Origin of the sequence: Acinetobacter haemolyticus, from assembly GCF_003323815.1 — a bacterium.
GTDB lineage: Bacteria > Pseudomonadota > Gammaproteobacteria > Pseudomonadales > Moraxellaceae > Acinetobacter > Acinetobacter haemolyticus.
In genome coordinates, this window is the sequence record NZ_CP030880.1 from 2,818,999 (window position 1) to 2,832,431 (window position 13,433).

At 39.9% G+C, this 13,433-nt stretch carries 12 protein-coding genes; 5 read left to right on the forward strand and 7 right to left on the reverse strand.

The features are described from left to right. Nucleotide 1 precedes the first annotated feature (1 nt). The 3 genes from tilS to ppx all read right to left on the reverse strand — a co-directional run bounded on the left by tilS (nt 2) and on the right by ppx (nt 3,764). Entirely contained in the window at nt 2-1,273 is a 1,272-nt protein-coding gene (tilS, locus tag DS737_RS12950) for a tRNA lysidine(34) synthetase TilS (RefSeq protein ID WP_265735953.1), read from the reverse strand. 56 nt (nt 1,274-1,329) lie between these two features. Beyond that, the gene (locus DS737_RS12955) at nt 1,330-2,154 is read right to left on the reverse strand and encodes an acetyl-CoA carboxylase carboxyltransferase subunit alpha (protein ID WP_004637978.1); all 825 of its coding nucleotides are present in this window, start codon (nt 2,152-2,154) and stop codon (nt 1,330-1,332) included. Between the two features lie 89 nt (nt 2,155-2,243). Beyond that, entirely contained in the window at nt 2,244-3,764 is a 1,521-nt protein-coding gene (gene ppx, locus DS737_RS12960) for an exopolyphosphatase (RefSeq protein WP_004637977.1), read from the reverse strand. A gap of 533 nt (nt 3,765-4,297) precedes the next feature. On the opposite strand from ppx, the gene trxA reads away from it, so the two are divergent. The 3 genes from trxA to DS737_RS12975 all read left to right on the forward strand — a co-directional run bounded on the left by trxA (nt 4,298) and on the right by DS737_RS12975 (nt 6,856). After that, the gene (trxA, locus tag DS737_RS12965; protein WP_004637976.1) at nt 4,298-4,624 is read left to right on the forward strand and encodes a thioredoxin; all 327 of its coding nucleotides are present in this window, start codon (nt 4,298-4,300) and stop codon (nt 4,622-4,624) included. A 331-nt stretch (nt 4,625-4,955) separates the two neighbouring features. Then, nucleotides 4,956-6,224 carry a transcription termination factor Rho gene (rho, locus tag DS737_RS12970; protein ID WP_005085280.1) on the forward strand — a complete coding sequence of 423 codons (1,269 nt, stop codon included), beginning with the start codon at nt 4,956-4,958 and terminating at the stop codon, nt 6,222-6,224. 395 nt (nt 6,225-6,619) lie between these two features. Further along, on the forward strand, nt 6,620-6,856 hold the full coding sequence (locus tag DS737_RS12975) for a hypothetical protein (protein WP_005085282.1): 237 nt from the start codon (nt 6,620-6,622) through the stop codon (nt 6,854-6,856). Nucleotides 6,857-6,950: 94 nt separating this feature from the next. Here DS737_RS12975 and DS737_RS12980 read toward each other — a convergent pair whose 3' ends face one another. The 3 genes from DS737_RS12980 to pheS are packed head-to-tail and all read right to left on the reverse strand — an operon-like array spanning nt 6,951 to nt 10,639. Then, nucleotides 6,951-7,247, reverse strand: a complete 297-nt coding sequence (locus tag DS737_RS12980) for an integration host factor subunit alpha (protein ID WP_004637973.1) — start codon at nt 7,245-7,247, stop codon at nt 6,951-6,953. Then, nucleotides 7,244-9,625: a phenylalanine--tRNA ligase subunit beta gene (gene pheT / locus DS737_RS12985; protein WP_113997716.1), complete on the reverse strand. Its 2,382-nt coding sequence runs from the start codon at nt 9,623-9,625 to the stop codon at nt 7,244-7,246. Before pheT ends, DS737_RS12980 begins: the two co-directional genes overlap by 4 nt. 33 nt (nt 9,626-9,658) lie before the next feature. After that, the gene (gene pheS / locus DS737_RS12990; RefSeq protein ID WP_004637971.1) at nt 9,659-10,639 is read right to left on the reverse strand and encodes a phenylalanine--tRNA ligase subunit alpha; all 981 of its coding nucleotides are present in this window, start codon (nt 10,637-10,639) and stop codon (nt 9,659-9,661) included. A 156-nt stretch (nt 10,640-10,795) separates the two neighbouring features. Here pheS and DS737_RS12995 point away from each other — a divergent pair, with 156 nt between their 5' ends. Continuing rightward, nucleotides 10,796-11,797, forward strand: coding sequence for a hypothetical protein (locus DS737_RS12995; protein WP_113998000.1), 1,002 nt, complete (start codon nt 10,796-10,798; stop codon nt 11,795-11,797). Here the strand turns inward: DS737_RS12995 and DS737_RS13000 are convergent. Continuing rightward, entirely contained in the window at nt 11,782-12,174 is a 393-nt protein-coding gene (locus DS737_RS13000; RefSeq protein ID WP_017396249.1) for a hypothetical protein, read from the reverse strand. The genes DS737_RS12995 and DS737_RS13000 overlap by 16 nt on opposite strands. Nucleotides 12,175-12,232: 58 nt before the next feature. Here DS737_RS13000 and DS737_RS13005 point away from each other — a divergent pair, with 58 nt between their 5' ends. Next, nucleotides 12,233-13,408: a hypothetical protein gene (locus tag DS737_RS13005; RefSeq protein WP_017396248.1), complete on the forward strand. Its 1,176-nt coding sequence runs from the start codon at nt 12,233-12,235 to the stop codon at nt 13,406-13,408. Nucleotides 13,409-13,433: the final 25 nt, after the last annotated feature.

Sequence of the window (13,433 nt, forward strand, 5' to 3'; positions counted from 1 at the left end):
CCTACTCGTGATATGAAAAAGACTGATCAGAAAAATCATTACAGTCAGAAATTAAACTTGGTTGCCAACCGTCCTGTACCACATACTCAGATTGCGCCAACCAAAAACCCTTTGGGCTAAAAACCCCAAGCATAACATTATCTACGACTAATATTTGAATTGTATGACGTAACCAAGGCAAAATCTGTGCTTCTTGTATCGCTTTTTTTAGCGGCCAATGCCCCACTCGACCATAGAGATGAATTTTTTCCCCACCTTGTCGCTTGAGCAACTTTAATTCTCGTCCAAGTAATTCTGGCGCAAGCCCAACTGTTTTAGAAATAATTTCAAATTTTCCAGCAGCAACCTGTATAGATTGCCCTGCAAAAAAACAGAGGGGGGATATATTGGGGATCGTCGATACTTTTTCAGCATAAAGCTCATCATGCGTAAGTCGATATAATCTTTTCTGATAGCGCAGGTAATAATATGGATGAATATGCAAACTAGCCTGTGCGTCTGGCTTAGAAAAAATAACTTCATTTTGTAGACGCTTGACCATCTCATAACTTGGACGATATTGCTCATCACCCTTAATCCAAGCTGAAAGTAATTGACGTTGCCGTGCAGTGGAAAGCTGAGCTAACTGCTCTAAATCAAGCTGATGATCTACAACACATTGCTGATAATCTGCCTTTAACACATCATCCAAGATTTCAGCAGCATCCTGCATTAAATAACTTGTCCGTGCCACAGCCGACTGCATCTTGGGAAAGCGTTTCTCTAAAACGCCCCATAACTCCTCTCTACACCACGCTCGATCATAATGAATATCCGAATTGGTCGGATCAATCACATATTCAAAGCCGAGTTGATTTGACCATTGTTCAATCTGTTCTCGGCTTAAATCTAAGAAAGGTCGCCAAATGGTAAAATCTTTTCGATTGTCAATTTGCTGCATTGCAGCCAACCCATTGACACCAGCCCCAGAAAATAACCGAAGTAATAAAGTTTCAGCTTGATCCTGTTGATGATGTGCCAGCACAAGAATTTCATGGCAATCTAAATGTTGTTGATACGCTTGATAACGGACATGCCGTGCTTGTTGTTCTAAATTGCCTGCATCAACAGATACTTTTTGAATAATACAAGGGATATTCAAAGCTTCAGACTGCTGTTGTACAAGTATTCCCCATTCAGCACTCATCTGCTGTAGCTGATGATCAATATAAATCGCACGGATTTGCTTGGGGAAAATTTCAGACATTAGATACAGCAACAGCATGGAATCCATGCCGCCGCTACACCCAATTAAGAATTGAGTTTTTTCTGTAAAATGCTGTGCTTGAGTTAAGACGCGATGCCTAAATTGCTGCTGCCAAACTTCATTAAACGTTGATAACGTGCGTCGCATCGTGCTTGTGCATCCATTGGTTGCAATTCATCTAAAGCTTGTTTTAACACATCTTTTAGGTCATGCATGACTTTTTCAGGATTTAAATGAGCACCTTCACCTTCATCCACAACGTATTCAACAATACCTAAAGCCTTTAATTTATCAGCAGTTAATGCTAATGCTTCACTAGCTTGTGCTGCCTTTTCAGCTGTCTTCCATAAAATAGACGCACAACCTTCAGGAGAAATCACTGAATAAATACTATGTGACAACATAATCACACGATCAGCAACACCAATACCAAGCGCACCACCCGAACCACCTTCACCCAATACAGTGGCAATTACAGGAACTTTTAAACTAGAAAGTTGTGCCAAACTGGTCGCGATCGCTTCTGCTTGACCACGCTCCTCAGCACCTACGCCAGGATAAGCACCCATAGTATCAACAAAGGTAAATACTGGTAAATTAAACCGTTCAGCCATATCCAGTAAACGTTGCGATTTACGGTATCCTTCAGGATTACACATACCGAAGTTGTGCTGTAACTTTTCACGAGTACTTCGTCCACGATGTTGACCAACCACCATGACTGGACGACCGTCAAAACGAGCTAAGCCACCAATCATTGCACCATCATCACCAAATAAACGATCACCATGTAGTGCATCAAACTCGGTAAAAATTTCACTTACATAATCAAGAAATTGCGGACGCTCAGGATGGCGTGCAATTTGAACCGTAGTCCAAGCCTTGGACTGAGTCGCTTTATTTTTCATACGTCGTAGAAAATCCCTAACAAGGATATAAGGTATATTGACACTTTATAAGCCGCGTATAATTAACTCAAAGGTCAACAATCCTTATGTTAATCAACAAATTTGTCTGACTGAATATTTAACTCAATGTCCCAATTTTTAAATTGCACTTGCTCATCATGCAAGTCAGCAACTAACAAAGGCCATTGTTTAGCATCGCCAGATACGCTCAATTGCCATTGTTGATCATTTACCACACTCAGTTCAATGGCAGGAAGCATCTGATCGCTACGACTATGGTTAAGTAAAACAGCTAGGCGAAGTAATAGACAAAGATAGACTAAATGCTTTCCCCCCACCTTAAAAACATCATTTTTTGCATCAGCACGTAACTTACGTCGATGATGCGAAACGAGATGTGAAAGATGATTTTGATCAATTTGAGAGAAGCCTGGAATATCCGAATGTTGCAATAAATATGCTCCATGTCGATGATATCCGCCATGACTAATTGCTAAACCAATTTCATGTAAATAAGCGGCACGACGCAGTAAGTCACTGTCTTCAGTCGTTAAATTTAAGGCATCAGCAACACGATCAAATAAATGTTGCGCAGTTTTGACGACACGTTCTGCTTGCTTAGGATCAGCGTTGTAACGTCCCATCAATGCTTGAACACTACGATCACGAATATCTTCATGTTGGAAACGACCCAGTAAGTCATACATGACACCTTCGCGTAATGCACCATCCGAATAAGCAAGTTTATCAATATCTAATACATCAAAAATTGCATACAAAATCGCCACCCCAGCTGGCAAAACTGCTCGACGATCTTCGCGTAGACCTTCAAAGTCAATTTCAGATGTATGCTTAAATTTGAGTAAACGATCTTTTAATTTATAAAGTCCTTCTCGGGTGAGATTTTCTTGCTCATCACTCCATCCAAGATGCACTAAAATCTGGCGACAAGCTTTAATGGTACCACTCGAACCGACCACGGTATCCCAACCGACGGATTTATAAGTATTGGCAATACCTGACATTTCTTTGCGTGCAGCAACTACTGCCTTGTCAAAAGCTTTGGTTGAAATCTCACCATCAGCGAAGTAGGCTTTGCTATATGCCACACAGCCCATTTGCAAGGACTCAGTATGTAGCGGTTCAAATTTCTCACCGATGATAAACTCAGTTGAACCACCACCAATATCGACCACCAAACGACGTCCACCATTGGCCATGGTATGGGAAACCCCAAGATAGATCAGACGCGCTTCTTCACGACCTGCAATGATTTCAATGGGTTTAGGTAAAATTTCAGCAGCCTTCTGGATAAATTCATGTCCATTTTTCGCTTGTCTAAGTGCATTCGTTGCTACGATCCTCAAACGATTCGGCTGAACTGAACTCAAACGCCCAACAAAACGCGCCAAACAAGCTAAGCCTCTTTGCTGTGCAGCTTCAGTTAAATTTTTATTTTCATCGAGTCCAGCAGCTAACTGTACTTTTTCTGACATTGAAGCAACTTTTTTCACTTCACCGTGATCAACACGAGCTATTGCGAGATGGAAACTATTTGATCCCATATCAATCGCAGCAAGTAATTCCTCATCAATCAGAAAATCAGACATTATTTATATAAACCCATGCTCAATTCACGCATTAGAGTAATTCACACGCTTAGAATTTTAAAGTCATTTTCATCAATAAAAACCAGGTATTTCACTTTTCTTGCATAAATCATTGTATAAGTCGATGATCGGCATCGTGAGCAACCATTAGACTTTTTACTTCGAAACTTGAATAATCGTAATCAACCCTTACATAAATAGGGTCTGTTGATACTTCAGGTATGCTTTGCGTTATAGGCTAAAACAACACTAATGAGGCATGAAATGCAGACAATGGCGTCCCCTTGTCAATTTTCATAACGATTTTAGTGGCAGTTTTAGCCATAACCCTTCGGGACAAGGATATTTTTTGCTGCTACTGTGTTATGTCTTGCTTATTTAGATCACTAAACTTCGCAAAACCTGCCTTGTATCAGCTAAAAAATATCTACTGTCGCATGCATCCATGAAATATCGACAGACCCTCACGTAGCAATGTAATATTCACTCTGAAATTGAATTGATACTTTTTTTAAAAAATTTGGAGCAATCCCATGTCTGCGACTATTGTTAATACATCTGATGAAAACTTCCAAGCAGATGTTTTAGATGCTGAAACTCCCGTTCTTGTTGATTTCTGGGCTGGCTGGTGTGCGCCTTGTAAAGCAATCGCACCTGTACTTGAAGATCTATCAAATGAGTACGAAGGCAAAGTCAAAATCGTCAAAGTTGATGTTACTGCTTGCGAAGAAACAGCTGTGAAATACAACATCCGTAATATCCCAGCATTACTTATGTTTAAAAACGGTGAAGTCGTTGCTCAACAAGTTGGTGCAGCACCGCGTTCTAAACTTGCAGCATTTATCGATCAAAACATCTAATTTATAGATGTTTTTATGTCTATCTGCGGAACTACGTTTTTATTGAACAGCGTAGTCCGCGGTAAACATTGACAACACAGCCAATTAGGTCTATATTTCTCGATCAAGAAGCTTTGAATGGAATCTACTTCATTGCGCTTCTTACAAGACACAAAACATAAGATCGCCGCTCGGCAATAACAATTGTTTTCACATTTCTCTCTGAAACAATGAACCAGACTACTGAATCGTGGTTGTTTAAATACAATTACCTCAGCATGTATGTACGCGGTCGATTTTTTATTCTTCCCTTAACGTAGTCCTCCACTTATTCCATTCTGTCTGACCACTTATGAACTTAACTGAACTCAAGAAAAAACCCATTGGCGAACTCATTAAAATTGCGGAGTTTATGGGCCTTGAAGGCATGGCACGTAACCGCAAACAAGATATTATTTTTGCTATTTTAAAACGCCATGCGATGAATGGCGAAGAAATTTTTGGTGATGGCGTTCTCGAAATCCTTTCTGATGGTTTTGGTTTTTTACGCTCCGCTGCTGGTTCATATTTAGCTGGACCAGATGACATTTATGTCAGTCCATCCCAAATTCGTCGTTTTAACTTACGTACAGGTGACACGATCACTGGTACGATTCGCCCACCAAAAGAAGGTGAGCGTTACTTTGCCTTATTAAAAGTCAACCAAATTAATTACGACACACCTGAAAACTCACGTAATAAAATTTTATTCGAAAACTTAACGCCTCTATTCCCAACCGAACAACTTGTTATGGAGTTGGGGAATGGTACAACTGAAGATTTAACAGCACGTGTTGTGGATTTAGTTGCGCCGATTGGTAAAGGTCAACGTTCAATCATTGTTGCACCGCCTAAAGCGGGTAAAACCATGTTATTACAGAACATCGCTCAATCGATCGTCCGTAATAATCCAGAAGTTTTTCTTATCGTACTTTTAATCGACGAACGTCCTGAAGAAGTAACAGAAATGGAACGTACTGTCCGTGGTGAAGTGGTTGCATCTACATTTGATGAAGCACCTGCTCGTCACGTACAAGTTGCAGAAATGGTCATCGAAAAAGCAAAACGTTTAGTCGAGCATAAAAAAGATGTCGTGATTCTGCTTGACTCGATTACACGTCTAGCTCGTGCATACAACACCGTGATTCCATCTTCAGGTAAAGTCTTGACGGGTGGTGTAGATGCACACGCATTAGAACGACCAAAACGTTTCTTTGGTGCAGCCCGTAATATCGAAGAAGGCGGTTCACTCACCATCATCTCTACTGCTTTGATCGAAACTGGCAGTAAAATGGATGATGTGATCTATGAGGAATTCAAAGGTACAGGTAACCAAGAGATCACACTTGATCGCCGTATTGCTGAAAAACGCGTTTTCCCTGCGATGAATATCAAAAAATCAGGAACACGTCGTGAAGAACGCCTCATGGACGAAGATAACCTTCGTAAAGTATGGATTCTCCGTAAACTGCTTCACCCAATGGATGAGTTAGCAGCAATGGAGTTCTTACTAGATCGCATGAAAGAAACCAAAACCAATGATGACTTTTTTGATCAGATGAAACGCAAAGCAGCAAACTAATCTACTGTGCGACCCAAAGCAGCCACCTTTATGGTGGCTGTTGTTATTTGGTTGACATGGTTACATAATGGTTACAATTCACCTTGTTTTTATCAAAAATCACTATCCAATTGATTTAAATATAAATAAATATACCCTCAAAAGCATTCTATTCAATATCTCCGATTTATAAACACTAATCCATAGTTATTTTCTATCAAAAAATAACCAATTTTTGTCCATTTTTGACGTTTTGCCAGACAGAATAGTAGTAATTCATGATGCGCTTTGATAGGATAGCAACTGACTAGTTAGGCTGCTCCCTGCGTTATTTCCTAAAAATTTTAGGAAAAATAAAAGCACAAACAGACTAACTCAGGTTCTTTTTAATCTCACAATTTTATGAGAGTGATGCCATGTTATTCAAAAAATTTGCTGTTATTGCTGCTGTTGCAACTACTTTAGCTTTCGTTGGTTGCTCTAAGAAAGAAGAAGCACCTGCTACTGACGCAACTGCTGCTGCTTCTGAAGCTGTAGCTGCTGCTTCTGAAGCTCAAACTGAAGTTGCTGCTGCTGCATCTGAAGTTGCTGCTGCTGCATCTGAAGTTGCTGTTGCTGCATCTGAAGCTGCTCCAGCTTCTGCTGCTCAATAATCTATTTATAGATTATAAAAAAGAGAACCTTTGGTTCTCTTTTTTTTACGCCTATACTTTCTGAGATTCAAAAAGTTAAGATGAAAAAAGCAGATCAATCGACCTGCTCATTTCCCACACGCTGTCTAAATTTTTGACCCGCTCTGAACGTTACTACACGACGTGCAGAAATTGGAATTTCCTCACCCGTTTTAGGATTACGTCCAGGACGCTCACGCTTATCACGTAGCTCAAAATTACCGAATCCAGAAAGTTTGACTTGTTCGCCAGAAATTAATGCCTGACTAATTTCGTCAAAAAACAACTCGACCATTTGTTTTGCTTCACGACGATTTAAACTCGTTAGCTCACTTAAATGGTCCGCCATATCTGCTTTTGTTAATGCTGTCATGAGGCCCTCAATGTCGCTTGATAAGTGTTTTCCAACACTTGAATAATGTTATCCATACCAGATTTGATTTCAGCATCTTCAAGCGTACGAGCCGGATGTTGCCACAACAATGCAAAAGCTAAAGAGCGCTTGCCTTGTTCAACCCCTTGCCCCGTATACACATCGAACAACCATGTGGAGTCAAGTAACTCACCACCTGTTTGTTCAATCATGCGCTGAATATCTTTCACTTCAATATTATCAGAGATTAAAAGCGCAATATCACGTCTAACCGATGGAAAACGTGATAATTCTGTAAAATTAGATACATAAGATTGCAAAACTGCTTGCTGATCTAGCTCAGCAACCCATGTTGTACCCAAATCTAAATCATTTTCCAAAGAAGGATGCAAACGTCCTAAGTAACCAATTGACTGTCCATTTACCAAAATTTCAGCTGATTGTCCTGGGTGTAGCCATGCTCTCTGCGTACGAGCAAACTCTGCCTTCACTCGACCTGCTGCCAAAATTTCTTCAATTTCACCTTTAAAATCAAAGAAATCCATTGCTTGAGGTTTCACATGCCATGATTCAGGTGCAAGTGAACCCACAGCAATCAATGCCAGCGTTGGAATCTGCTTAAGATCATGGATATCTTTTGCACCTTGATAGTCAAAACGTAAGCCTAACTCAAAAAAGCGGACACGATGTTGTTGACGATTCAAGTTATATTGCACACAAGGAATCAAACTTGAAAGTAACGTACTACGCATCGCAGCCAGATCACTTGAAATCGGATTAGCCAACATCAAGGGCTGTACAGCTGGATTCAGTTGTTTTTCCAATTTTGCATCAGCAAAACTAAAACTAATCGCTTCTTGATAGCCTAAAGTTGCTACGGTTTGACGTAGTTGTGCAATTTCAAAACGATCTTGATACTTCTCTAACTTCACATCAATCTTTGGCAAACTGATTTGGATGTTGTCATAGCCATGAATACGTGCAACTTCTTCAACTAAGTCTTGATAGATTGCGATATCATAACGATGCGATGGAGGAATCACATTCCACTCACCTTGTGCTGTCGTTTCAACCACACAACCTAAACGCATCAACACATCTGCGATAAAATCACCCGCGACCTCATAACCCAGTAGTTGATCCACTTGAGCCTGCTTTAATTGAATCGCTTCACGCGTTGGCAATAAAGCCGCTTGTTCAACAACCGTAATTGGACCAAACTCACCACCAGCAAATGTCTGAATCAACTCACTTGCACGATGCATCGCGGTGATTGGCAATTCAAAATCAACGCCACGTTCATAACGCTGTGATGAATCAGTATGTAAGCCAAAACGACGCGCACGACCAGCTATTGCTAAAGGTGCAAAAAATGCACTTTCTAAGAAAATATCTTGTGTTTCATCCGTAACAGAAGAGTCTAAGCCTCCCATGATGCCAGCAATCGCCAATGCTTTTTGATCATCCGCAATGACCATGATGTCATCTTGCAGCTCAACTTCTTGATCATTTAGCAGCATCAATTTTTCTTTTGGCTGAGCTTGACGGACTTGAATCGAACCTTCTATCTTCGCCAAATCAAAAGCATGCATTGGTTGACCCAACTCAAGTAACACATAGTTGGTAATATCAACCAAAATACTATGGGTACGAATACCTGAGTGAGCTAGAGCTTGTTCCATCCACTCAGGTGTAGGGGCTTTCACATTCACATTTTTGATAATACGACCTAAATAACGCGGCGTACCTTCAGTCGTGATGGTGACTACTTTTTCATCAGTAATGGTTGCAGGAACAGGTTGAATATCAGGTTCATTCATCTTCAACTGATTGATTACTGCGATTTCTCGTGCAATACCACGAATACTAAAACAGTCACCACGGTTTGGCGTGATACTGATGTCAATCACATTGTCATCAAGTTTTAAATATTCACGGATATTCATGCCAACAGGTGCATCAGCAGGAAGCTCTAACAAGCCATCAATCTTGTCTTCTAAATCAATTTCAGAAGCACCACATAGCATGCCTTGTGATTCAATACCACGAAGCTTGCCTTTTTTAATTTTGAAATCGCCTGGTAACACTGCACCAATGGTGGCAACAGGTGCTTTCATCCCCACACGAACATTTGGCGCCCCACAAACAATCTGTAATGGCTCACCTGAACCAACATTTACAGTCGTGACACGCAAACGATCTGCATCTGGATGCTGCTCAACCGTCAGAACTTCACCAACAACCACGCCTGTAAATGGCTTTGCCACAGGCGCTAACTCATCCACTTCTAAGCCAAGCATGGTCAATTGATCAGACAATGTATTGCTATCAATTGCTGGATTAACCCACGTGCGTAACCAATTTTCACTAATTTTCATGTGTATAAACCTTATTTAATCCTGAAAAACTGTTTAGGCAAACTGGCGTAAGAAACGCACATCATTTTGGTAGAACATACGTAAGTCATTAATGCCATAACGTAACATTGCAAAACGCTCTACCCCTAAACCAAAAGCAAAGCCTTTGTACTTATCAGGATCAATACCTGCAGCACGTAATACATTTGGATGTACCATGCCACAGCCCAAAACTTCTAACCAACGACCACGCTCATCCATAATATCCACTTCAGCACTTGGCTCAGTGAATGGGAAATAGGATGGACGGAAACGTACTTTTAAATCTTTTTCAAAAAATTCAGTGAGCAAATTAATCAACAGACCTTTTAATTCTGCAAAACTGGTGTTTTCAGCAACGTACAAACCTTCGATCTGATGAAACATCGGTGAATGCGTTTGATCTGAGTCACAACGATAAACACGGCCAGGACACACAATACGGATTGGTGGCTGATTGGTTTCCATCGTACGGATTTGCACACCCGATGTATGAGTACGGAGTAAATGAGTTGCATCAAAATAGAAAGTATCGTGCATTGCACGTGCTGGGTGATGCCCCGGAATATTCAATGCCTCAAAGTTGTGATAATCATCTTCAACTTCTGGACCATGTGCCACTTGGAAACCTGCTTTGGTAAAGAACTGACAAATACGCTCTTGAACTTGGGTCACCGGGTGGATACTTCCCATACGTTGACCGCGGCCAGGTAAAGTAATATCAATGGTCTCACTCGCTAATTTTTTAGCAAGCTCAGCTTGTTGTAATGTTTGTTGACGCTCAGTCAATGCAGCGTTGATCGCTTCACGAACAGCATGAATAGCAGCACCTTGTACTTTACGCTCTTCAGGATCCATTTTTCCAAGTGCTTTCGATTGCTCTGCAAGCTGGCTTTTTTTCCCTGTAAATTGCACACGTACTTGATCGAGTGCAGCAAGGTCTTGAGCCGCTGCAATGGCAGCAAGCGCTTCAGTGGTCAGGGCTTCCAGTGACATAGTAACTCTCAAAGCAACAAATTATAGAAATATAATAAAACGCTATAGTTTATCAGCTTTTTACCTATTTTTTGAAGATTAAGCCTATTGAAAAAACATATGTCGCAACAATTTGCTAAAATCTTTCTTATCGCTAAAAGTCAAAGAGTAAAAACAATGGCGCTCGATCAAATTTGGAAAGTTCAATTGACGCTTGTCAGCTATGGCAATGAGTTTTTACAACAAAATCTTCCCTTTAATGTCTGGGTTGATCACCCCATCTTTGCTCAACATCATTTCGAATTCCGAGACCTCCAGTCACAACATCTTTTAGCACAACACTTTCAAGTTTGGTTGGAAGGATTAAAACGACAAGGCGTTGATCGATTAAGCTTGCATAATTCACAGCTATTACAAGATCACCAAAACCCTAACGCCAATGTTGAATTACTTCCCTATGCTCACTTCATCGTGAGCCATGAAGGGAAAAACAAAACTGCATGGATTTGTGGACATGAACTTGCAGAGTGGTATCAACATGATAGTCCTTTCGAAGCGCCCGCTTCACAGCAAATATCTCTCAGCCAGAACATGTTTTGGCGTTATCAACTTCCAGACTCAATTGCTAAAAAAGTGACTCAAGAGTTAAAAAATAATGACTGGCATGAAATTGAAAAGTTTATTAACCAAGAGCTTTTTAGCCATAAATGCGCAGAAAACTTCTTAGAACCAGAGCAAGTGGAGCTACCTTTTTATGGTTATGAACTAGAACACAGCCATTTAGATCATGCTGACTTGGCTATCATTCCAACCACCTATCAAGCAGATTCAGCTCACCAACTCATGTATCGCATGTCAGCATTGACAGATTTTATCGAGAGTCAACGTCGCCATCCTTATAACACCGATGGAGAAATGTTAAGTCCTGAACAACAAATTGTCTTACGCAACTTCGGACAAAAAACAGATGACTTATTTGCGAAACTAATTTCAAGAATTGCTAACCACTATAAAAATATTGATTTTGAAATGCCGATGGAACCCTATGACCGTACTATGGATGTAGCGAAAACGCCAACTCAGGCAGCAGCCCAACATAAAATGAATCATATCAGTGTGATGAAATTAGTCTTCATCACGATCATCATTTGTGGATTGGCTTATTATTTCGGATTATAAATATCCGTGTAATCAAGCTCATCTTCATCAATATTCATAAAATCAGGCTCAGGTGTTTGCTCAAATTGCACTGCAAGAATATCGGAATGCTTGAGTAAACTTGCCTTTGCCACACGATGCATACCGTCCATCACTCGACCCTGCGCACAAAGAATAATTGGGTAATTGAGGTCTGCATCCTGAATCAATTGAATATGCTCAATGATTTGCTGAGTTGTTGGATATTCATCTGTAAACCAATAGGCCTCGTTGAGTTCTTGAATATCATTCAGTGCAACTTTTTTGACAATGAAATTTTGGGTCAGTTCTACTAAGCGATGAACATCCCAAATACAAGTATCGTCCCCCACTTGTCTAAAGTGATATTGTTTTCTCATGCGTTTTTGTTCAATCTATCTATTATTTAAAACGATTATAATAGGAAGAACAGCGTAGATGTATTTACCAAGAATATACCGTCAAATCACGTTAGTCAGTTATGGAAACGAATTCTTAACCGGAGGTGTAGATTCCGAACTTTTAGACCGTCACCCCTTACTCTTTACTCACTTTCCTATTTTAAGAAATATTGATCAGGGTAATTTACTCGCAGGCTCTGCTTCACATTTTTTAAGTTATCTTAAACTACTAGGTCTAGAGAAAATCAGTCTACATTCAACCTCAATAATTGCGAATTATCTCGGAGAATCAGAAATTTTTAATTTCTTTCAAGCTGAGGATGAGTTTTGCATTATTTGCCATTTTTCCCAGCAAGAATTGAAAGTGCTTCTACCTTGTGAAGAAAAACCATTTTTGCAAAGCTATGACAACGATGGATATCCATTGTATTCAGACTATAATAATTATCACGATAGTGTTGAAAATTATGTATTGAAAGATCTTCCTGTAGAGGTTGTATCTTATATTACTGAAGACTTAAAACCGATCTCTTGGCAAAGCTTTTTCAATGAATATCAAGAAAAAATTTATCATTTTGCTGTAGCCCAACGCTTTGGTAACTATCCCATTCCATTAACTGATAATAATTGTTATGAAGGTGACATGTATAAACTAGAAGAACAATTTCCAGTTTTGCCTTATAACCTCAAAAAAAATTATGCCAGTATTCTCATGCTCAACGCTGCTCGTTTAAAAAATCAGTTGGATAATGAATCCCATATTAAAAATGATAATGGTGATTACTGGCAAATGACTGAAAATGAAAGATTAGAATTTGACACTGTGCGTAATATACTCGACGAATTCCATGTACTTATCCTAAAATACGCTGCCAATCAATATCACAGCTCCAACATCAATCATCATCAAGAACAAGCCACTTCTTTTAAATTCACTCCAAAAACCCAAAACGCAGCCGATTTCTCCCCTATCACAGCCCCACTAGTCGAACATGAAACGACCTCACCTATCGAACCGCAACCACACTTTCGTTGGTTAGGGATCGTGAAATTTTTATGGTCAATGCTATGGTGTTATTGTGCTTTATGGACCTTAGCTTATTTTGCAGTTCATTGGGGCAATCTTTTTATCCTGATTCTTGCACTATTTTATGCAATATATAAAGTACTTAAAAACTTAGCTGACAAAGAAGCCCATAATAGTAGCTCCTAGATTATTAAACTTCTATCAACCACTC

Excerpts from the sequence above, each read along its gene's own strand:
- DS737_RS12995 (WP_113998000.1), top strand. The coding sequence starts at position 10,796 with ATGGCGCTCGATCAAATTTGGAAAGTTCAATTGACGCTTGTCAGCTAT.
- tilS (WP_265735953.1), bottom strand. The coding sequence starts at position 1,273 with ATGGATTCCATGCTGTTGCTGTATCTAATGTCTGAAATTTTCCCCAAG.
- DS737_RS12975 (WP_005085282.1), top strand. The coding sequence starts at position 6,620 with ATGTTATTCAAAAAATTTGCTGTTATTGCTGCTGTTGCAACTACTTTA.
- DS737_RS13005 (WP_017396248.1), top strand. The coding sequence starts at position 12,233 with ATGTATTTACCAAGAATATACCGTCAAATCACGTTAGTCAGTTATGGA.
- DS737_RS12955 (WP_004637978.1), bottom strand. The coding sequence starts at position 2,154 with ATGAAAAATAAAGCGACTCAGTCCAAGGCTTGGACTACGGTTCAAATT.
- pheS (WP_004637971.1), bottom strand. The coding sequence starts at position 10,639 with ATGTCACTGGAAGCCCTGACCACTGAAGCGCTTGCTGCCATTGCAGCG.
- DS737_RS13000 (WP_017396249.1), bottom strand. The coding sequence starts at position 12,174 with ATGAGAAAACAATATCACTTTAGACAAGTGGGGGACGATACTTGTATT.
- rho (WP_005085280.1), top strand. The coding sequence starts at position 4,956 with ATGAACTTAACTGAACTCAAGAAAAAACCCATTGGCGAACTCATTAAA.
- pheT (WP_113997716.1), bottom strand. The coding sequence starts at position 9,625 with ATGAAAATTAGTGAAAATTGGTTACGCACGTGGGTTAATCCAGCAATT.
- ppx (WP_004637977.1), bottom strand. The coding sequence starts at position 3,764 with ATGTCTGATTTTCTGATTGATGAGGAATTACTTGCTGCGATTGATATG.
- trxA (WP_004637976.1), top strand. The coding sequence starts at position 4,298 with ATGTCTGCGACTATTGTTAATACATCTGATGAAAACTTCCAAGCAGAT.
- DS737_RS12980 (WP_004637973.1), bottom strand. The coding sequence starts at position 7,247 with ATGACAGCATTAACAAAAGCAGATATGGCGGACCATTTAAGTGAGCTA.